Annotated in this window: 15 protein-coding genes and 1 pseudogene; 14 read left to right on the top strand and 2 right to left on the bottom strand. The window is 53.5% G+C overall.

Translation table 11 applies throughout. The features are described 5' to 3' along the window. Nucleotides 1–76: 76 nt before the first annotated feature. From bglX to idi, 7 genes are all read left to right on the top strand, one after another. Nucleotides 77–2,374 carry a beta-glucosidase BglX gene (bglX, locus tag NR201_RS04580; RefSeq protein ID WP_033779533.1) on the top strand — a complete coding sequence of 766 codons (2,298 nt, stop codon included), beginning with the start codon at nucleotides 77–79 and terminating at the stop codon, nucleotides 2,372–2,374. Nucleotides 2,375–2,470: 96 nt separating this feature from the next. Continuing rightward, entirely contained in the window at nucleotides 2,471–3,343 is an 873-nt protein-coding gene (locus NR201_RS04585; protein WP_010260319.1) for an oxygenase MpaB family protein, read from the top strand. Between the two features lie 226 nt (nucleotides 3,344–3,569). Then, entirely contained in the window at nucleotides 3,570–3,917 is a 348-nt protein-coding gene (locus NR201_RS04590; RefSeq protein ID WP_256849411.1) for a hypothetical protein, read from the top strand. Beyond that, the gene (locus tag NR201_RS04595) at nucleotides 3,889–7,173 is read left to right on the top strand and encodes a hypothetical protein (protein WP_256849412.1); all 3,285 of its coding nucleotides are present in this window, start codon (nucleotides 3,889–3,891) and stop codon (nucleotides 7,171–7,173) included. The genes NR201_RS04590 and NR201_RS04595 overlap by 29 nt, the downstream gene beginning before the upstream one ends. Nucleotides 7,174–7,734: 561 nt before the next feature. After that, nucleotides 7,735–8,844 (top strand): suppressor of fused domain protein, encoded by a 1,110-nt coding sequence (locus NR201_RS04600; protein ID WP_033766757.1) that lies wholly within the window; start codon nucleotides 7,735–7,737, stop codon nucleotides 8,842–8,844. 191 nt (nucleotides 8,845–9,035) lie between these two features. Then, nucleotides 9,036–10,931, top strand: coding sequence for a methyl-accepting chemotaxis protein (locus tag NR201_RS04605; RefSeq protein ID WP_256849413.1), 1,896 nt, complete (start codon nucleotides 9,036–9,038; stop codon nucleotides 10,929–10,931). Nucleotides 10,932–11,077: 146 nt separating this feature from the next. Continuing rightward, nucleotides 11,078–11,620, top strand: a complete 543-nt coding sequence (gene idi, locus NR201_RS04610) for an isopentenyl-diphosphate Delta-isomerase (RefSeq protein ID WP_050679469.1) — start codon at nucleotides 11,078–11,080, stop codon at nucleotides 11,618–11,620. 124 nt (nucleotides 11,621–11,744) lie between these two features. Here the strand turns inward: idi and NR201_RS04615 are convergent. After that, a pseudogene (locus NR201_RS04615) lies at nucleotides 11,745–13,219 on the bottom strand (MFS transporter). Nucleotides 13,220–13,525: 306 nt separating this feature from the next. Between NR201_RS04615 and NR201_RS04620 the strand changes: the two are divergent. From NR201_RS04620 to NR201_RS04635, 4 genes are read left to right on the top strand one after another with little or no spacing between them, the layout of a single operon-like run. Continuing rightward, on the top strand, nucleotides 13,526–14,437 hold the full coding sequence (locus NR201_RS04620) for an ABC transporter substrate-binding protein (RefSeq protein WP_132498875.1): 912 nt from the start codon (nucleotides 13,526–13,528) through the stop codon (nucleotides 14,435–14,437). Between the two features lie 3 nt (nucleotides 14,438–14,440). After that, nucleotides 14,441–15,616, top strand: coding sequence for an ABC transporter permease (locus NR201_RS04625; RefSeq protein ID WP_256849414.1), 1,176 nt, complete (start codon nucleotides 14,441–14,443; stop codon nucleotides 15,614–15,616). After that, entirely contained in the window at nucleotides 15,609–16,556 is a 948-nt protein-coding gene (locus NR201_RS04630; protein WP_132498871.1) for an ABC transporter ATP-binding protein, read from the top strand. Before NR201_RS04625 ends, NR201_RS04630 begins: the two co-directional genes overlap by 8 nt. Continuing rightward, nucleotides 16,544–17,275 (top strand): ABC transporter permease, encoded by a 732-nt coding sequence (locus NR201_RS04635; protein ID WP_256849415.1) that lies wholly within the window; start codon nucleotides 16,544–16,546, stop codon nucleotides 17,273–17,275. The genes NR201_RS04630 and NR201_RS04635 overlap by 13 nt, the downstream gene beginning before the upstream one ends. A 175-nt stretch (nucleotides 17,276–17,450) precedes the next feature. Here NR201_RS04635 and NR201_RS04640 read toward each other — a convergent pair whose 3' ends face one another. Beyond that, the gene (locus NR201_RS04640) at nucleotides 17,451–18,185 is read right to left on the bottom strand and encodes a MerR family transcriptional regulator (RefSeq protein WP_010254274.1); all 735 of its coding nucleotides are present in this window, start codon (nucleotides 18,183–18,185) and stop codon (nucleotides 17,451–17,453) included. Nucleotides 18,186–18,334: 149 nt separating this feature from the next. Here NR201_RS04640 and NR201_RS04645 point away from each other — a divergent pair, with 149 nt between their 5' ends. From NR201_RS04645 to dinG, 3 genes are all read left to right on the top strand, one after another. Next, nucleotides 18,335–18,898 (top strand): helix-turn-helix domain-containing protein, encoded by a 564-nt coding sequence (locus tag NR201_RS04645; protein WP_158131896.1) that lies wholly within the window; start codon nucleotides 18,335–18,337, stop codon nucleotides 18,896–18,898. Then, nucleotides 18,895–19,413 carry a GNAT family N-acetyltransferase gene (locus NR201_RS04650; RefSeq protein WP_256849416.1) on the top strand — a complete coding sequence of 173 codons (519 nt, stop codon included), beginning with the start codon at nucleotides 18,895–18,897 and terminating at the stop codon, nucleotides 19,411–19,413. The genes NR201_RS04645 and NR201_RS04650 overlap by 4 nt, the downstream gene beginning before the upstream one ends. Nucleotides 19,414–19,604: 191 nt before the next feature. Next, nucleotides 19,605–21,773: an ATP-dependent DNA helicase DinG gene (gene dinG, locus NR201_RS04655; RefSeq protein ID WP_256849417.1), complete on the top strand. Its 2,169-nt coding sequence runs from the start codon at nucleotides 19,605–19,607 to the stop codon at nucleotides 21,771–21,773. Nucleotides 21,774–21,784 lie beyond the last annotated feature (11 nt).

Raw genomic sequence — 21,784 nt, forward strand, 5'->3', positions numbered from 1 at the left:
CCTGCTATTCTCATCTTGTGGCACACTGCCGCCTGTTAATTCGATATTGCGCAGTTACTTAAGAGAACCCAACCTGATGAAATGGATTTACTCTGTTAGTCTCGCTGTCTCCCTCGCGATGCAACCGGCATTGGCTGAGACAGTGCCAGGTAACCACCCGATGACCGAACAGGCGCGGGATGCCTTCGTCAACCAACTGCTTAAAAAAATGACGCTGGACGAGAAGATCGGCCAGCTGCGTTTAATCAGCGTCGGACCTGATAATCCGAAAGAAGTGATTCGCGACATGATTCAGAAGAGTCAGGTTGGCGCGATTTTTAATACCGTAACCCGTCAGGATATCCGCGCGATGCAGGATCAGGCGATGCAGCTCAGCCGCCTGAAGATCCCGCTGTTTTTCGCCTACGACGTTATTCATGGTCAGCGCACCATTTTCCCGATTCCTTTGGCGCTGGCGTCGAGCTGGGATCTGGATGCGGTGAAAGAGGTGGGGCGCGTCTCTGCCTATGAAGCGGCCGACGATGGCCTGAACATGACCTGGGCGCCGATGGTGGATGTCAGCCGTGAACCGCGCTGGGGCCGTGGCTCCGAAGGTTTCGGTGAGGATACGTATCTCACCAGCGAAATGGGTCGCAGCATGGTGCAGTCGATGCAGGGCAAAAGTGCTGCCGATCGCTACAGCGTGATGACCAGCGTGAAGCACTTCGCACTTTATGGCGCAGTGGAAGGCGGACGCGATTACAACACCGTGGACATGAGCCCGCAGCGCATGTTCCAGGACTATCTGCCGCCCTATAAAGCCTCACTGGATGCAGGCAGCGGCGGCGTGATGGTGGCGCTGAACTCGATCAATGGCGTACCCGCCACGGCGGACAGCTGGTTGCTGAAAGATCTGCTGCGCGATAAGTGGAAGTTCAAAGGCATCACCATCAGCGACCATGGCGCAATCAAAGAGCTGATCAAGCATGGCGTCGCCAGCGATCCGCAGGAAGCGGTGCGCATCGCCCTGAAGTCGGGCGTCGATATGAGCATGAGCGACGAATATTACAGCAAGTATCTGCCCGCTCTGGTGAAGAGCGGCGCCGTCACCATGGCGGAGATTGATGATGCGGCGCGCCATGTGCTCAACGTCAAATATGACATGGGCCTGTTTAACGATCCCTACAGCCATTTAGGTCCGAAAGAGAGCGATCCGCAGGATACCAATGCGGAAAGCCGTCTGCACCGGGCTGAAGCGCGCGACGTCGCGCGTAAGAGCATCGTGTTGCTGAAAAACCGCCTGGAAACGCTGCCGCTGAAAAAATCGGGCACCATTGCCCTGATTGGTCCGCTGGCAGACAGCCAGCGCGACATTATGGGCAGCTGGTCCGCCGCTGGCGTGGCGAAGCAATCCGTTTCGCTGCTGCAGGGCATGCGCAATGCCACCGAAGGCAAGGCTACGCTGCTCTATGAGAAGGGCGCTAACGTCACCGACAACAAAGGGATTCAGGACTTCCTGAACCTCTATGAGCAGGCGGTTTCCGTGGATACGCGTTCACCGCAGCAGTTGATTGATGACGCGGTCGCCAAAGCGAAGCAGGCCGATGTGGTAGTTGCCGCCGTGGGCGAAGCGCAGGGTATGGCGCACGAAGCCTCCAGCCGCAGCGACCTGGTGATCCCGCCGAGCCAGCAGAAGCTGTTAGCAGCACTGAAAGCCACCGGTAAGCCGCTGGTGATTGTGCTGATGAACGGACGCCCGCTGTCAGTGGTGAATGAAGATCGGATGGCCGATGCGATGCTGGAAACCTGGTTCAGCGGCACCGAAGGCGGCAACGCCATCGCCGATGTGCTGTTCGGCGACTACAACCCGTCGGGCAAATTGCCGGTTTCCTTCCCGCGTTCAGTGGGTCAGATTCCTATCTATTACAACCATCTGCCAACCGGTCGTCCTTACAACTTTGCTAAGCCGAACAAATACACGTCGCACTACTACGACGCGGCTAATGGCCCGCTCTATCCGTTTGGTTACGGCCTGAGCTATACCACTTTCACCGTGTCGCCGGTAAAAATGTCCTCACCGACCATGCCGCGTAACGGCAGCATCGAAGCCAGCGTAACGGTGACCAACAGCGGTAAACGCGATGGCGCGACGGTGGTGCAGATGTACCTCAACGATCCGGTCGCGTCCATCAGCCGTCCGGTGCAGGAGCTGCGTGGCTTTAAGCGCATCATGCTGAAAGCAGGCGAGTCGCAAACCGTGACCTTTAAAATTGACGTGGATGCGCTGAAGTTCTGGAACCAGCAGATGCAGCATGTTGCAGAGCCCGGCAAATTCAACGTGATGATTGGACTCGATTCCGTTCGTACCGAGGATGGGCAGTTCAACTATTTATAACCGTCAGCCTTTCCCCTGACGTCAGGGGAAGGTGATGCGGCGCGTCGTTAGCGTCCTGCTACGGCGCGCCGCGTCATATCCACTATCAGAGCCGCCATGATTAATCTGCGTGACCGCATTCAGCAGCAGGTATTCCGCCTTAACGGCCTGTCGATGAATGAATTTGACCTCTCTCAACCGCCTGGCGATCCCGGCCTGTTTGGCCCGGACAGCGTGATCTGGCGCGTTCACGGTGACTTCACCTCCATGATGTGCGGCGGGATCAGCGCGCTGCTGTTGCAGATGCTGCATCCGGCGGCGCTGGCGGGCGTCTGGGATCACTCCAATTTCCGCGAAGATATGATGGGCCGCCTGCGGCGCACCAGTCAGTTTATCGCCGTGACCACCTATGGTAATTCGCAGGATGCACAGACGCTGATTGACCGGGTGAAACGCATTCACCTGAAAGTCAGCGGCGTTGATAGCGAAGGCAAACCCTATGCCGCCAGCGATCCGCATCTGCTGACCTGGGTGCATGTGGCGGAGACCAGCCGTTTTCTGGCCGCACATCTGCGCTACAAAAATCCACACCTCAGCCGCGCCGGGCAGGATCAGTACTATCAGGAAGCGGCGCAGATTGCCGAAGCGCTGGGGGCGGAGAAGGTACCGAAAAGCGTCGTGGACGTCGCGGATTACCTGCAACAGATGCGTTCAGAGCTGCGCTTTGATCATCGCACTGCCGAAGTGACGCGATTGCTGATGAATGCCCCCGCACCCAGCTGGCAGGCAAAACCGGTGATGAAAATCATGCTGAAGTCGGGATTCGGGCTGATGCCAGCCTGGGCGCAGGCAATGTCCGGTACTGAGATCGGCCGCTTTCAGCAGGCGATCATTGACCGGAAGATTAATGCGATTGCGGTGGGATTAAGGTGGTCGATTCAGCGCGGAGCCTGGTATCGGGCGATGGTGCGGATGGGAAGGGTGGGGTGAGGATGTGCGAGTCTTGTGAGGGGATATAAAAAGCTGAAATGGTAGTGTGGTTCGTATTGTAGAACTCAGCTTTTCAAGTGAAAAATTTTCTATTGCTAGGATAGATTTGTTATTCCACAATGTTTACTTTAGATAGCTTGATTCATACCTTTTTTATGTTACTTAACGTAAAGTTACAATGCTTAGCTATCATACTATTTTAGATTTTTAATACAGAGAAGCGGACATGACTTCATTAACAACATCCATTCTAGCGAAAATATTAGCTTCAGCTGTGTCTCAAGGTATTGAAATATCATCAAATTTTTTAAAATCAAAACTGCAAGGCTGGTTATTCGACGAACCAGCAATTGAACGTCTTGCTGACAAGCTTAAAAAAATGAACTTAGAGGATTTGAATGAAAAAGGTATTGAAAAAAGGTTAGAGAGTGATAGTGAAGTTAATGAATGTATATCAAGCATCTTTCATGAACAAAAAAATAACACTATAAGTCAAAATCATTATGGGCAAGGTGATAATGTCGGTGGAAACAAAGTGATAAATTATGGCAGAAATGATAAATCAACATCATGAAGGTTCAGGTGACAATGTAAATAATAAGATTATTAACATTATTACCAGCCTGAAGGCTGGTAACTTAGGCACTTTTGTTGAAGAGGTGTTGAGAGATATTAATTTTCGATCGATTAATTTAGCAAGCGAGAAAATATTAATTATCAAAACTATTGATGATATTGATGCTTCTGTTAAAGCATTGCTTGATGTGTTGGAAGTAAAAATAAGGCTTGCTCAGGATAAGCCAAATAAAATTAGTGATAATCATAGATTAAGAAACGTAATTAAAAATCCAGATTATCCTAATATGCTTATCAAGCTCGCAAGATCTGTATTTATAGAGCTTTTAAGTTTTATTGATGATAATGCTGCCAGGGATGAATTTAATGAGATTGGCATCGATGATTCTATATATAACGAAGTCTTTTTTCATCGCATTGCCACCAAAAATGAGCTGAGCTCTTTATCTACTCAACTTTCCCGGAGAACAGAAGGAGAGCTTATTGCATTAATCCGGGGTGCTTTGAGGTTAGAGAGTATAGATATTGCATATCAAGTCAGTAATTATCTCAATGCTGTCATGCAAACGCCATACTCAGAGTTTTTAAAATTTCATATTGATGTAGTATTACTTAGTAATAGAGTTTTAGAAAAACATGTTTTTCATTATAAGAGCTATGAAATAAAAGAAATTGACGATTACGTAAGTAAGTTGCTGAATATATTCCACAGTAACCCATCAAAATACTCAATCCCACTTATTAATTTAATTTCAGCCACTCATATGAATGAATCAAGGCTAGTTAAGCTGGCTGTTGAAAATATTGAGTATGTAAGAGAACATAACTCCGATTTTGCAAATTATATTATTGCAGCAACGGAAGAGTATTATGTTCCTGAAGACATTAGAATGTTGAAAGGTTTAGAAATTGATTTAAATGGATTCTCAGATCTGCTATTCGCTTTAGATAAGGGGATTGTTAGCATTCAAAGGATAAAAGAATGGATACTCGATGGAGGTCATGTTGTAAGTGAAAATGAATACTTTTCTAAAATATCCAATTTATTATTAGATCTTTGGGTAGTTAAATCCGATGATAATCTTGAAGTGTTAAGGATTTCAAAAAAAGCTGAAGAGTTAATTTACGAAAAGCTTGAGAATTCAAGCGAGCTTAATCCGGCATTTATACTTAGGGTAAGCGAAAGTTTATTATGTACCGAATTGCCAATTTTAGCACTGAAGTTCATCGAACCATTTATTTTAGAAGGTATGTGGATATCACCTCTATATGAAACATATCTTCAAGCTCTCTATCTCAGCGAAAAAAACAGTGAGTTCTTCAAAAGAATAAACACAATTCCACTATCTGATAAAACCGAATTTTTGCTGTCATTAGAAACTCAGGCGTGTATCAGTTATTTGTTGTTCCACAGGGCAGTAGAATGTGCGTCAAAGCTGATTGAATTGAATGACACCTCTCCTCACAATTGGTATCTTTTCCTGCTTTCACATAGATTGAATAAAACCGATTTAAAAATTATAAAAAATATGGTTTATAAAATTCCTCCTAAAGTTTTGTCCACTTATAGTGAAAATAAGAGACAGCTTATAGTAGAGATTGCCGTTAACGTAGATACTCAGCTATCTGACAAAATTCTTATAGATTGGTTTATTCAAGAACCTGTAAAAGGTTCAAGATTGTTAATCGACGTTCATATGCAGACTATAGATAAACGCAATTATAACAAGGACGAGCTAAACATAACCTACCCCTCAGACCTTTGTGTTAAAGGAGTTGTTTTTACCGATGGTTTTGATACATTTAAAAAAATTGTAGTCAATAATCACGCCTCAAAGCACGCTCAATTTGTTGATGCTTCCACTCCATTGGGAAAGGCACTGTGTTCGATGTCCGTTGGAGAAAAGAGAACTATATCTGGTAGTAATCAAATCACTCTCCAAGAAGAAATAACTCCATATCTAGCCGTTTATCAACTCGCATTAAATATAAGAAATAACAGTAATGATGGGTCGGATTCTTTCCGTCTGTTTACCCTTCCTGAAAAACAAGATGACCTAATACCATATCTTACTAGAGTAATTGGTAAGTACAGTACTAATATAAGTGAACTAGATCACTTTTTGCTTAATCCTGAATTGCCTCTATTCATGAAGGGGCATCATGCTTTTCCTGAAAATCCTGCAAAGGCGATGCATAACTTATTAACCTATGACAAATTGTGCAGTCTTATCACTCTATATAACAACGGTTTAGTAGATCAAAAAGAAATTATTCTGGATGGTTACACTATTCATTACTTTGGACAATTAGGGTTACTATCCATAATTGTAAGTTCTGGGTATAAAATATACATTTCATCGGCGACTAATTTGACTCTTAAAAAGTGGTTGTCAGAAAGCCTTAAGAACAATTTTATGTCGCTTGCAGTAACTGAGAGGGGGCTCAAGCGGCTTACTTCAGAAGACATAAAATCAGAGCAATTTGATTACATACGTGAAATTCATGATTTTTTGAATCACTGTATAACGATACCTTTAATAGTTTTCGATATGCCAGATGAGATTGTTAAGTTACGCGATATTGTTGACAATACAATCTATTCAACATTGCAAATAGCAATAGCTAATAAGATTCCTTGGGCTTGCCTAGATAATTATGTTAGCCAACTTGTTTCGAGCTTGAAAGTTGATGTGGTGAATTTTAACTCAATGTTAAACGCACTTTCTCAGCAGTGTAATTCGATTCAGAAAGCTAGACTTGTCAGAGCTCATATTACGTGGGGGCTCCCAGTCAATTTAAATTATAATGACCTTTTTTATCTTTCTAATAATGATCTGGATGTGTATGTATTAACTCGTTTTCTGCACAAATATGGTGTAAAACTAAATTCACACGAGGCAGTTTTTGATTATGTATTTGATCTAATAAGTCCAATTATATTTAAAGGGATGCTTGAAAAGAAAATTCCAAAAGGTGGCCGCACATATAATGCTTCATATGTCGGCCATGAAGAATACCTTTTTAATGTAGTATGCGATATAATTATAAATTTATCGAATGGTAAATCAGCTGAAGCTAATCTTGCATATTTTATTTTTTTATTTTACTCACGTGCTTTTTATCTTCCAAAAATAGTTGAGTTAATAAGTATGCTAGCATCTTTCTATGCAAGTGGTCATTTCTTGGATTATAATGAAATAAATTTTCAGTTGCATAGGCTTATCGTGGCAGACAATGAAAGTAGAAGATAGTTTATAATTTCACATTCGGGATTTAAATGTGTCATTGTAAGTTTTTCTGCTGATGAATTTATAATTATTCTGCGATTTAAATTTATTATATAATAAAGAAGCGCAAAGAAGCTATGAAATAAATTGATTTTAGTAAGGATAAAAAATGGGTTGAATGCGAATTTTAGTCGTAAGAATATCATATAATCAGTGTTCTTGTCATACAAAAACTCGACAATTTGTTATAATATGTATGAAGATTTTGTTGTTAATTAAAATTACTAATGCTTAGGGCTTGTTTAAAATATAGGGGTAAAGTATTACATTGCCTTCAAGTGTTATGACGTTTTAAAGTTCAAAAAAATAAGATTAAAATGGATTTTCTTCACAACTTCACGCTTACCATAGCGGAAATCAAATAAAGGGGGGGTCCATATTCAATCGCATTTTTGAGCACTTCTACTCCCAAATCCCCTCAAACTCCCACACTTTGAGACTAATACCCTTGTCTCAGATAGCCGCAGCCAGGATCCTGCTCTATTCTCGGGGAAAATGGATTCCTCCAGGCTTTGTCGAGGCACTATGACGTACAAATCCCTGATTGCTGAAGTCCACAATCAGCAGCGCACCCTGACCGCCATTGTCGAACAGGATGAGCGCACTGCCTATTTTTACATCTGGCCAACCGACCTGTTCCGCAGCCAGTATGCGGTGCGCGGCTGCTGGCTACGAAACCTGCTGCCGGCACCGGCGCAGGAAGATCGCGAGGCGATGGAGCAGGGCATAGCGCCGCTGCTCAGCGCCGAGTATTGCCGTAATCTGGAAGCGGAACCCGCGCTGGATCCGGCGGGTCTGCAGGTGCTGTGGGAGCCGAGCGATGATGGCGCGGCGCTGTGGTACTACGGCCAGCTGCTGGCGGTGATCCCCGGCTGGAGCCTCTATCAGGAGAAGCAGGTGAGCTTCTCTGCAGGCTGCATCAAAAAGAACCGGCTGACGGCACCGTTGGGTTCGGCATCAACCAATGACTACTACGCCCGTGCGGAGCATCAGCGTCAGTTCTGGCGCGAATGGCACGACGGCAGCGAGTGGGATAAGGTGCAGAACGATCTGATGGCCTGCTATCAGGCGCGCTTTGGCGAGTCAGTGAAATATTACGCTATCGATCAGGGCAGCTGGCCGCCGATGGCGATCTCCCAGCACTGGCATCAGGGCGTCTGGTATTTCCTGACCATCGGCATGAGCATCCGGCCGATGCCGCAGGTCGATTATCTGTTTGATGAACTGGCACCGCAGTATCGCCGCATTGAACTCGGCATGGCGGTTGACGGTGAAGTCATGACCGAAGGCAACGCGGTGCAGATGGCCAGCGCGCTGGCGGAGTTCGTGCATCTGCCGTGGGCGCGGCTGACCTGGCTGGGCGAGGGCCATACGCTGGCGTCGGAAGTGGCCCCCGTCGGCTTTGAAAGCTTCCTGCTCGCCAATGAGCTGGCAACCGAACAGGCGCAGTTCTCGCTGCCAAAACGCGACGGCGATCGCCCGACTCTGCTCTGGACTACGCCGATTACTGAAACGGAACGGCAGTTCGCGCAGGCGGATGAACATGGTGGTCAGAAGTTACGTGAATTGTTAACGGCGGATGGCAATAATCACATCTTCCGCCCGCGCCAGCAGGTCGTCAGTTCAGAAGAGTAGGCCAGCAATAATGCGCCTGTTCGCCCATTCCCCGGCGCCCGCCGGGGATGTGATAGTTTCTATGTGAAATTAAATTTTTACAAAAATCAAACATTTCTCAAATATGTGATCCTGCTCATCTCAAGTTCCCGCTTGCCGCGCCGTTAAACCCGATCAGGCAATCGCGCCGCACCAGGTTCAGGGGAACGAAGATGTTTAAAACAACACAATCCCGCTTCACCGCAACAATGATCGCGTTCTTTGTTGCGCTTTTACTCGTTACAGTCTGGGTTATTAATCAGTTTGTCGCGCCACAGCTGGTCGATAGCGAAAGCCGTCTGGTTCGCTATCAGGTAGATTCGCTGGCTTCCGGTATCGTTGAACAGATGAACCGCGTTCAGGCCCAGCAGCGCGCCATTACCGAAGCCGCATCCGTCATGGACAGCGCCACTATCGACACCCTGTTACCGACGCTGGTTAACCAGTATCAGGACAGCAATGTGTTTGGTGGCGGGATCTGGCCACTACCAAATCGTCGTGACCCGGCCAAAGAGAAGGACAGCAGCTTCTTTGCCCGTAATGCCAGCAATGAACTGCAGGTGAACACCTACTGGAACTCCGACGCGGCTGACAAATACTGGGAGCAACCCTGGTACAAAGATGGCATGGCCGCTCCAAAAGGCCAGTGTGCCTGGGCAAAAGCCTATCAGGATGCCGCCAGCCCGCAGCCGCGCACCAACTGTGCTATGGCTATCTACAAAAACGGCACGGCCTGGGGTGTCGCCACCATCGACGTGACGCTGGGGTTCTTTAACCAGCTGGCGAAGCAGATGGGTGAAACCATTCAGGGCAACGTCCTGATCGTTGAAGCCGACGGTAAAGTCGTGGGCAATGGCGCACTGGTGAATGCCGCACCGAAGCTCGAAAACCTGGCTGACGTGCAGATGCCGATGGCAGCACCGCTGAAAACGCTGCTTAACGGTGTTGGCAATCAGCCGCTGGAAACCACCTATGACAGCAGTGAAGGCGAGCAGACGCTGTTCGTGCAGGCCATTCCAGGCAGCCCGTGGTATCTCGCCAGCAGCCTGCCAACCAGCCTGCTTAAAGCGCAGTCGCACAACATGCTGACCCGCCTGGGTCTGGTGCAGATCCCTCTGGCGGTGATCCTGCTGCTGGTGTCGCTGGGCTTTGTCCGCGCCATGATGAAACGTCTTAACGTGCTGAACAGCAACATTGAAGCGCTGTCGACCGGTGGTGCGGATCTGACTCAGCGTCTGCCAGCCAGCAACAGCCCGGAGTTCAACGCCGTCGCGCAGAGCTTTAACCAGTTCATCAGCTATCTGCATGGACTGCTCCAGCAGGTGGGCGACAGCGCGCTGGCGATCACTGCCGCGTCGCGGGAAATTGCCAGCGGCAACGCTAATCTCTCTTCCCGTACCGAAGATCAGGCCAGCTCGATTGTAGAAACGGCCGCGTCGATGGAGCAGCTGACCGGCACCGTGCGTCAGAACGCTGACAACGCTACCCACGCTAACCAGCTGGCGGGTGATGCCTCGCAGGTGGCCGCACGTGGCACCGAAGTGGTCCGTCAGGTGGTGACCACCATGGGCGAGATTCATCACTCATCCCGTAAAGTGGTCGATATCATCAGCGTGATCGACAGCATCGCATTCCAGACCAATATCCTGGCGCTGAACGCCGCAGTAGAAGCCGCACGGGCCGGTGAACAGGGTCGCGGTTTTGCGGTGGTGGCATCGGAAGTGCGTAACCTGGCACAGCGTTCAGCCAACTCGGCGCGTGAGATTAAAAAGTTAATCGAAGAGTCGGTGGCGAACATCGATACCGGCAGCGCGCTGGTCGAGCAGGCGGGTCAGACCATGGATGAGCTGATGAAGGGCGTGAGCAGTGTGACAACGCTGATGAGCGAAATCATGTCAGCCAGCCGCGAACAGAGCCTGGGCATCGAACAGGTTAACGTTGCGATTACCCAACTGGATGGCACCACACAGCAGAACGCCGTGCTGGTGGAGCAGGTTTCTGCTGCCGCGCAGGCGATGGAATCGCAAAGCACCCAGCTTGAGCGGGTGGTTCAGAGCTTCCGACTGTAATCCCTCTCCAGGCCAGCCCTGCTGGCCTGATTTTCTCTCTGCTTCATCCGCTTATCTCCGCCTGACCCGGGTAAAAAATCCTCGATGATCCGCCCAAACCGATAATTCTGTGCCAGAATAGTTGGGAATAATCTCAAGGAAACGCCATGTCTGCTATTGAAGTTATCCTCGTTGACCACCTCGATCGTCCCACCGGCAAGATGGAAAAGCTGGAAGTGCATGAAAAAGGATTACTGCACCGCGCGGTGACGGTCTACGTCTTCAATTCCCGGCAGGAGCTGTTGCTACAACGGCGTGCCAGCGATAAATATCATTGTGGTGGCTTGTGGAGTAATACCTGCTGTGGTCATCCTTATCCCCATGAATCAACCCGCGACGCCGCCGAGCGTCGCCTGCGTGAAGAGATGGGGATGGTGGTGACGCTGACGCCGGTGTTTGAGCTGAGCTACAACCTGAAACTGAGCAATGGCCTGACTGAACATGAGTATGGTCACGTCTTCTTTGCCGTCTGCGACAGCCTGCCGCAGCTGAATCCGCAGGAAGCGGATGCCTGGGATTATCGCCCGATGGCGCTCATTGAGCAGCAGATGCAGCAGCAGCCACAGCAGTTCACACCGTGGTTTTTGCACACCTTCCCGCGCATCCCGGACTATCTGGAGCAGTTTCCTTTCCCGGAAGTCACCGCATAAAAAAACCGCACTAAGGTGCGGTTTCAATGCTGGCCGGAGAAGTCGGGCCGGGGTAAACAATGCGCCAGGGTTATGAGCCCGTTTGCTCCCTGAGCCTGCGCGCTATCCACACCCTGACCATTGATTATCGCTGCAGCTCGAAATCTTCCGCATCCACATCATAACCCGACGGTTCCCAGCGGATCGCCAGCAGCGCCAGCAGGCCCGCCAGTGGTGCAAGGAAGATCACCCAGAATACGCCGGTGCCCAGCGCCGCGACCAGCACCGGAAACAGAAACAGCGAAACTTAGAGCTGCCGCGCATCAGCGTCTGGTTAAAGCCGACACCCACGCCACGCAGCGACGTCGGGTAGCTCAGCGACGCAAAAGTCATGGTATGCGAACCCGGCCCGAATCCCTGTCCAAACAGGAACAGCGCCAGCATGCCGATTGCCAGCGCGGCTTCCTGACCGCCTTCCGGACGACCAATCAGCGCCAGCCCGAGCAGCGCCACGCACTGACAGGCATAACCCGCCACCGACATCTTCCACGCCCCGAGGCGCGGCACCAGCCGCACCGCCAGTATCCCGCCGACAAAGGCGAACAGCAGATTCAGCGCCAGCGACACCAGAATGGTGGTAAGCATTGACTGGGCAAAGAAGCTGGAGATGATCACCGGCAAGCCAAACGCCACCGCGTTATAAGCAAAAGATGAGGCAATGGAAGTGATGGTCGCCAGCAATGTACGGCGGCGATAAACGCCCTGTAACAACGCACCATAGTTACGCCAGCTCGCCTTGCGCACCGGCATGGCAGGCGTCAGCGCGGCGTCGGGTGCCACCTGGGCATTAATACTCCACGCACTGCGTAAAATCGCCGCGGCACCTTTCAGGTCGCCCTGATTCGCCGCCCAAACCGGGGATTCGCTCATGTAACGGCTACGGATGGCGATGATGATAATCGCCGGAACGGCACCAAAACCAAGGATCAGTCGCCAGAGCCAGTCGGTGTGGCTTTCGGGTAACACGGCATAGAGCAAGAGCACCAGCAGATAAGAGATGCTGATCGCCGCATACCAGGTTGGGCACCACATCGCCACGCTGGCCGCTTTATTTCCCTTGCCACGTAGTCTGGAAAACTCCGCCAGAAACGCCATCGCCACCGGCAGATCGATTCCGACTCCCAGACCCATCACAAAACGCGCGCCGGCCAGCACGTACTCATTGGGGGCAAACGCACAGGCGATAGCCGCCACCACGAAAAAGAACATATCGGCCATAAACACCCGATAACGGCCAATTTTATCCGTGAGATAGCCGCCGATCAGTGCGCCGATAATGGCCCCGAAGGTGATTGCCGAGGCGACCATGCCGGTGCCGGTCGGGGTGAGATTGAATTCGCGCGTGATGTCTTTGATGCCAAAGGCCAGCGCACCCAGGTCGTAGGCGTCAAGGAAGACGCCCCCCAGCGCAATCGCCACCACAATGCGGGCATTATTACGGGCGCTGTCGCCACTGTTCACTAATCGGGAGACGTCAGCTGCGCTGCGGATCCACTGTGTTTCGCCACCGGGCGAACTCCCTGCTGTTGCCACATGGGCGGAAGAGGTCAGGTCGGACATGATGTTGTGCGTCTTTTATTATAAAAACAGATTTCCGAGAATAGCCGTTTAGACGCCCAGACGTAAATTCATTTCGGTTATATGAGATGAATTTATAATCTCAAATCGTTATCAATTTGCGATAAAGTCAGCTGCATCGCCGCTGCGCCAGGCTACGCTTTTAAGGCAGATAATTTCCGCTGCACGCCTTGCCAGCCTCCCGCAGAGTGGCAGGAGGGCAGCCTGAACGCGCAGGCGCACAACGCCTTGTGAATCATCACGCACGAACAAAACGTAAAAACAACACACTGCGATAAGGAAAAAGCCATGGTCAGAATTCGGGGTTGGATGGGCGTCAGCGCTTTGCTGCTCAGCATGGGGATAGCACAGGCGGCAGACCCGGTGCGGGTCGGCTCAAAAATTGATACCGAAGGATCGCTGCTGGGCAATGTGATTCTTCAGGTGCTGGAAAAGCACGGGGTAAAAACCGTCAATAAAATTCAGCTCGGCACCACGCAGGTGGTGCGCGGTGCCATCACGGCGGGCGAACTTGATATCTATCCGGAATATACCGGCAACGGTGCATTTTTCTTCAATGATGAGAAAGACAGCGCCTGGAAAAATGCCGCCGAAGGCTACGAGAAAGTGAAGAAGCTGGATGCAGAGAAAAACCATCTGGTCTGGCTGACACCCGCTCCGGCCAATAACACCTGGACCATCGCTGTGCGAAAAGATCTGGCTGAAAAAAATCAGCTCAACTCTCTGGCGGATCTCAGCGCCTGGCTGAAAAAAGGCGGCACTTTCAAACTGGCGGCCTCAGCAGAATTTATTGAACGCAGCGATGCCTTACCCGCCTTTGAAAAAGCCTATGGCTTTGACCTCAAGCAGGACCAGCTGCTGTCGCTGGCTGGCGGCGATACCGCTGTCACCATCAGCGCAGCGGCACAGCAGACTTCCGGCGTAAACGCGGCGATGGCGTACGGCACCGACGGTCCGGTGGCGGCATTAGGTCTGCAGACGCTCAGCGATCCTAAAGGGGTTCAGCCGATTTATGCGCCGACGCCGGTGATCCGTGAATCGGTACTCAAAGCCTATCCAGAGATTGCAGAGTGGCTGAAGCCGGTGTTCAGCGCGCTTGACGAGAAGACGCTGCAACAGCTCAACGCCAAAATCGCGGTCGATGGTCAGGATGCCAGCAGCGTAGCGACCGAATGGCTGCAGCAGAAAAAGCTGCTGTAAGCGATGCAGATATCGCGGGAAGCGATAAGCCGTCCGGTTGAGCAGCCGGTGGCACTGCTGCTGCTGACGCTGCTGACTCTGGCGCTGGTGGCATTGCCGTTTCTGAACTTCGCCCCAAACCGTCTGGTGGCGGGTGAACCGCTGATGGGCTGGCAGATTAGCCGCTTCGGGCTGTTGCTGCTGCCGCTGTTGACGCTGTGGCTGCTGCTGTGGCGGCATCCGACCCGCATCACGCTGATGCTGGCGCTGCTGGCGGCAGAACTGATGCTGGCGGCGATCATCTGGCTCAGCGGTCATCAGGCCACTTTACTCAGCCAGCAGGGCAGCCGTCTGGCGCGCACCAGCTTTGCCAGCGGATTGTGGTGCAGCGGCGCGCTGATCCTGCTGCTGATCACCGATCAGGTGCGGCAACTGACCCGCCATCGGCTGGCACAGCTGCTGCTCAATCTGCAGGTCTGGCTGTTGCCGCTGCTGCTGCTGTTCAGTGGCCAGCTCAGCGATCTCTCCCTGCTGAAAGAGTATGCCAACCGCCACGCGGTGTTTGATGCCGCGCTGAGCCGTCATCTCACCCTACTGGCGGGAACGGTGGTGCCTGCGCTGATGATTGCGCTGCCGCTGGGCGTCACGCTGTTCCGGCGGCCTGGGTGGCAGGGCGGTGTGTTCGGCGTGCTGAATGTGATTCAGACTGTGCCCTCGGTGGCGCTGTTTGGTCTGCTGATTGCGCCGCTGGCCGGACTGGCTCAGCAGTTTCCGTGGCTCGGCGACTGGGGCATCAGCGGCATTGGGATGGCTCCGGCGCTGATCGCGCTGGTGCTTTACGCCCTGCTGCCGCTGGTGCGCAGCGTGGTGGTGGGGCTGCAACAGGTGCCGCACGAGGTGCGTGAGAGTGCACGTGGCGTCGGCATGAGTGGCTGGCAGCAGTTTATTGCGGTGGATGTGCCGCTGGCGCTGCCGGTCTGGCTGGCGGGCCTGCGGGTAGTGGTGGTGCAGACGCTGGGCATGGCGGTGGTTGCGGCGCTGATTGGCGCGGGCGGCTTTGGCGCGATTATTTTCCAGGGACTGCTAAGCAGTGCGCTTGATTTGGTGTTGCTGGGGGTGATCCCAGTGATTGTGCTGGCGGTGGTCATCGATGCGCTGTTCCGCCTGCTGATCTCACTGCTGGAGAGAAAAGATGATTGAGTTTGACGGCGTTTCCCGCGCGTTTAACGGTAAAGCGGCGGTGAAAGATCTGTCGTTACAGGTGGCGAAAGGGGAATTTTGCGTGCTGCTTGGCACCTCCGGTTCGGGCAAATCGACCACCCTGAAGATGATCAACCGGCTGGTGGAGTTTGACAGTGGTGAAATCCGCTTTGCCGGAGAGTCGATTCGCCAGCTCGATGCCCGCACGCTGCGGCGGCGCATGGGCTACGCCATTCAGTCGATTGGTCTGTTTCCGCACTGGACGGTGCGGAAGAATATCGCCACGGTGCCAGTGCTACTGGGCTGGCCCCGGGCACAGGTCAATGAACGTATCACGGCGCTGCTGGCGCTGCTGAATCTCGATGCGCAGCTGCTGGACCGCTATCCGCATCAGCTCTCGGGTGGGCAGCAGCAGCGCATCGGCGTGGCGCGGGCGCTGGCGGCGGATCCGGAAGTGTTACTGATGGATGAGCCGTTTGGTGCACTCGACCCGGTGACGCGTGGGGTGCTGCAACAGGAGATGTTGCGCATTCATCAACTGTCGGGCCGCACCATCGTGCTGGTGACGCATGACATCGACGAAGCGCTGACGCTGGCAGACCGTATTGTGCTGATGGATAACGGCGAGATTGTTCAGCAGGGCAGGCCAGCCGAGCTGCTGACCCAGCCGAAAAATGATTTTGTGCGCGATTTCTTTGGTCGCAGCGAAATGGGAGTACGGCTGCTGTCGCTGGAGCAGGTCGGTAATGCCGTGCGGCGCGGCGAGTGGCTGCCGGGCGAACCGATAGCTGCGGCACTGACGCTGCGCGATGCCCTGTCGCAGTTTATCGCCCGGCGTACCGATAAACTGCCGGTCATTGACGATCAGCAGCGGCCGCTGGGCGTGCTCCACTTTGGCGATCTGCTGCAACTGCGCGAGGATTTAACATGCGCAGGCTAAGGGATCCGCTGCTGTGGCTGGTGCTGTTCTACGGCGCGCTGCTGACCCTGATGCCTTACAGCGGGCCGCTGTTTCACCGCTGGTTTCCCGAACTGGCGCGGCCACTCTATCAGCAGGAGAGCTTCTGGCAGCTGACGCTGGCGCATCTGTTTCTGGTGATCACCGCCAGCCTGCTGGCGATCGTGATTGGCATTGGCAGTGGTGTGCTGGTGACGCGGCGGGCGGGCCGGGCCTTCCGGCCGCTGATGGAAACCATTGTGGCGGCAGGGCAGACGATTCCGCCGGTGGCAGTGCTGGCGATTGCGGTGCCGATGATGGGATTTGGCGCCTGGCCCGCAGTCGTGGCGCTGCTGCTCTACGGATTGCTGCCGATTTTACAGGGGACGCTGGCGGGTATTGATAGCGTACCGGCCAGCAGTCGGGAGATCGCCATCGGGGTCGGCATGAGTAGCTGGCAGCGACTGTGGCAGATTGAGCTGGCGCTGGCTGCGCCGGTCATCATCGCCGGGATACGCACCTCGGTGATCATCAACATCGGCACCGCTGCCATCGCCTCGACGGTCGGCGCGAAAAGTCTGGGATCGCCGGTGATTATCGGCTTAAGCGGCTTTAATACAGCCTATGTCATTCAGGGGGCATTACTGGTGGCGCTGCTGGCGATAGTCAGCGATCGCCTGTTTGAACGCCTGCAGCGCTGGCTTAGCGTGAGTGAACGATGAGAGAGTATCCCACCAGCATCAGTCCGCCGGTGCCGCCTGCCGCCATAATAAAAAACAGCGTAGCGAAGAAAGCTTTTTTACAGTTCATGGGTAAAACCTGAGCTCGTTAACAGTGAGGCGGGGATAATAGCGCGCGCAAGGCAGCAGGCAAAGTGCCCGGCGTGCGTTTTTGTTATCAGGCGGGATCGTGCAACCGCACGGCATAGCCCTGTTCCTGCCAGTGTGACAGCTGTTCCTGCTGGCGGCGGGTCAGTTTTTTACCGGTAAAGACAAACATATTCATGCCGGGAAAGAGTTCAGGACGCGGTAAATCCAGCGGTTCTGCCAGCACATCAATCCGCCAGCCATGCTGCGACAGACGCCAGCCTTCCAGCCAGATTCGGGTACGATCGTCGATACCCCAGCCAATAATCAGCGCATCTTTACCCGATTTTTTGCGGCTGCCGGTCAGGCAGAACGCGACATAATCGATCAGCAAACCATCCAGCAGACTGCACATGGTGCGGGCGGTGTTCTGATCCAGACTCAGCTTCTGGCGCACCGGCATAAAAACATGATCGATCAGCGCATCAATCGGATGTTCGCGACCAATCGCGGCAATTTTATTACGAAGTTTAGCGGGTCTGACGTGACGCAGGACGCTGATCAGCTCATCCTGGAGTGTGGTCCAGCCGTCATGGGCATCAACATCGCCACCTTCCAGCAGTGCCTTAACTTTACCGACCGGCACGCCGCTTTCAATCCAGCGCATAATCTCTTCGATGCGATGAACATCTTCTTCGTCAAACTGACGATGTCCGCCTTCGGTACGTTGCGGCTTCAGTAAGCCATAACGACGCTGCCAGGCGCGCAGGGTGACTGGGTTTATGCCACAGCGCTCGGCGACGTCACCGATACTGTATAAGGTCATAAATTCCTCTTTCGATTGGTCTGAGTGCAATTACCATAACGAAGCCGACTAAGTTGTACAATACATTTCTCGATGTACAACTTGACTGATACGCCGTTTCTCCGTTATATCTCATATAAGAGAATTATTCCCAAATATGAGAAATCACCATGTCAGAGCTGAATACAGAGCAACGACTGGCGGTGAGGCTGGCAGAATTACGCCTGCAACGCGGCTGGTCGCTGGATGAACTTGCTGTCGCAACGGGCATCAGTCGTGCGTCATTATCGCGCATTGAGCGAAGCGAGACCAGCCCTACTGCTGCGCTGCTTAACCGTCTATGTGTTGCCTACGGATTAACGATGTCGCGCCTGCTCAGTGAAGTGGAGGAGGAGTCCAGTTTGCTGATCAGAGATGACCAGCAGCCCGTGTGGCAGGATGAATCCAGCGGATTTATTCGCCGGAATGTCTCACCCCCTGCGCTTCATTTCCGATGCGAACTGATTGAGGGCAAATTACGGCCCGGTGCACGTATAGATTACGATGCGCCACCCATTCAGGGGCTGGAGCAGCATATCTGGCTACGCGAAGGCGGCCTCACCGTCACGATGGGGGCGCAGCAGTGGGCGCTGAAGCCCGGTGATTGCTTACGTTTTCATCTGGTCGGGAAATCGGCTTTTGAGGCGCACCTGACTGACGGCGCGCGCTATTTACTGGTGGTGGCGAAACCATGATCGATTACAGAATACTTCGCGCCGACGAAGCGCAACCGCAATTGGATGAACTCACAGCGGTGCTGCAGGGCTGTGTGGCAGACGGCGCCAGCGTCGGCTTTATTGATGCTGAAGACGAAGAGGTGATGACGCGATTCTGGCAGCAGCGGATTGCCGGTCTGGCAGACGGCGACAGCGAACTATTCGTTGCGCGGCAGCACGGTCGCATCGTGGGCACGGTCATTCTCAGTGGCAGCGCGATGCCTAATGGCCGCCACCGGGCGGAGATCAGCAAATTGCTGGTGCATCCGCAGGCGCGCCGTCAGGGCATCGCGCGTGAGCTGATGCAGCGCGCTGAGCAGCAGGCCCGTGCGCAGGGCAAAACGCTGCTGGTGCTGGATACGCGCAGCGGCGATGTCGCCAGCGATCTCTATCGCTCGCTGGGCTGGCAGGCGGCGGGGTCGATCCCGTTTTATGCCGAATCCACCGCGGGCGTGCTGGATGCCACCACCTATATGTACAAAGTGCTGGCGTAGCCAGCCGCTAGCTCATGCGGCTGGCCTTTCTTCGTGCCGGACCGGCCTGGGTTGACGGGCTGCCCGCACGACCCTGAAACGGGCAACTGCTGAAATTTACGACGTCGCACGAAAAATTCGGCGCGAAAGCTGACGCCAACAGGATACTGTGTAAAAATACAGGCCATATTTTCGGTGTGGTAACGCAAATCATGGCCCTGACAGCCGCAGTAAAAAGCCAGATAGCGCAATGGTATAAAGCGCTTCAGGAGCAGGTGCCTGACTTCATCCCACGTGCGCCGCAGCGCCAGATGATCGCCGAAGTGGCGAAGTGCCTGGCGGGCGACGATTCGCGCCATCTGGCGGTTGAAGCGCCAACCGGCGTGGGCAAAACCCTCTCTTATCTGATCCCGGGCATCGCGACCAGCCGCGCCCAGGAGAAGCGGCTGGTGATCAGCACCGCCAACGTGGCGCTGCAGGATCAAATCTTCACCAAAGATCTGCCGCTGCTGAAAAAAATCATTCCCGATCTCACCTTTACTGCCGCCTTTGGCCGCGGGCGCTATGTCTGTCCGCGTAATCTGGCGGCGATGGCGGCCGATGACGATGAGCAGGGCGATCTGCTGCTTTATCTGGACGATGACGCCGTCAGCAGCACTAAAGAGGAGCAGACGCAGTGTGGCCGGTTGCAGAAATCGCTGGATCGCTATCAGTGGGACGGCCTGCGCGATCACAGCGACGAGAACGTCAGCGACAGCCTGTGGCAGCGGCTTTCCACCGACAAAGCGAGCTGCCTTGGCGCACACTGTCGCTGGTATCGTGAATGCCCGTTCTTTGTGGCGCGGCGTGAAATCGAGCAGGTCGATGTAGTGGTGGCGAACCATGCGCTGGTCATGGCAGCAATGGAGAATGAGTCGGTGCTGCCACCGGCAAAAAACCTGATGCTGGTGCTGGATGAAGGGCATCACCTGCCGGAAGTGGCCCGCGATGCGCTGGAGATGAGCGCCGACATCACGCCGGGCTGGAGCAGCCTGCAGCTCGACCTCTTTATCAAGCTGGTAGAGAGCATTATGACGCAGATGCGGCCAAAATCGCCGCCGCCGCTGGCTAACCCGGAGCGGCTGAAAGCGCACTGCGATGAGCTGCGTGAACTGCTGACGATTACCGCTCAGGCGCTGAATCCGCTGCTGCCACCGCATAACCAGCCGGGCGAATTCCGCTTTGTGCTGGGGGCGTTGCCGCAGGAGCTGCTGGATCTCTGCGCCCGGCTGTTTAAGCTCAGCGATGCGCTGCGCGGCCTGAGTGAAGGTTTGATTAATGCGCTGAGCGAGCAGACCGGCAAGGTGGATGTGGTGCGACTGCATCGCAATCTGCTGCAGCTCAATCGCCAGTTTGGCTGGTTCGAATCGGTCAGCAAACTGTGGCGGCTGGCGGCGATGGAAAAAGCCTCTGGCGCGCCGGTGTCGAAGTGGATCACCCGCGAGCTGCGCGAAGGTCAGGCGCACCTGCTGTTTCACTGCGCTGGCATCCGCGTCAGCGACCAGCTGGAGAAGATGCTGTGGCGTAAAATTCCGCACGTGGTTGTGACCTCCGCCACGCTGCGATCGCTTAACAGTTTCAACCGCCTGCAGGAGATGTCGGGACTCAGCGAGAAGGCGGGCGACCGCTTTGTGGCGCTGGACTCCCCGTTTAACCACGTGGAGCAGGGCAAGCTGGTGATCCCGCAGATGCGCTATGAGCCGCTGATGACGCACGAAGCGGAGCATATCGCGGAGATGGCCGGTTTCTTCCGGCAGCAGATGGCGGAGAAAAAGCATAAAGGTGTGCTGGTGCTGTTTGCCAGCAACCGGGCGATGCAGCAGTTTGTCGCCTGTCTGCCCGACCTGCGCCTCTCAATGCTGGTTCAGGGCGATCAGCCGCGCAGCCGCCTGGTCGATCTGCATCGTCAGCGCGTCGCCAAAGGGGAAACCAGCATCCTGATTGGCCTGCAGTCGTTTGCCGAAGGGCTGGATCTTAAAGGCGATCTGCTGAGTCAGGTGCATATCCATAAAATCGCTTTTCCCCCGGTAGACAGTCCGGTAATTTTGACCGAAGGCGAGTGGCTGAAAAGCCTTAAACGCTATCCGTTTGAGGTGCAGAGCTTACCCAGCGCCTCTTTTACCCTGATTCAACAGGTCGGACGCCTGATTCGCAGCCATCAATGTTATGGCGAAATCGTCATTTACGACCGCCGTCTGCTGAGCAAATCCTACGGCAGCCGGCTGTTAGCGGCGCTGCCGATCTTCCCGATTGAGCAGCCGGAAACGCCAGAGCCGGCAGCGATACCGGCCACCGTGGTGCCAAAAAATACGGTGCGTAAACGACGTCCCACGCGGCGCTGAGCCGCGCACTT

The sequence above is a fragment of the Pantoea sp. Fr-CA_6 genome, from assembly GCF_024520895.1.
Lineage (GTDB): Bacteria > Pseudomonadota > Gammaproteobacteria > Enterobacterales > Enterobacteriaceae > Pantoea > Pantoea agglomerans.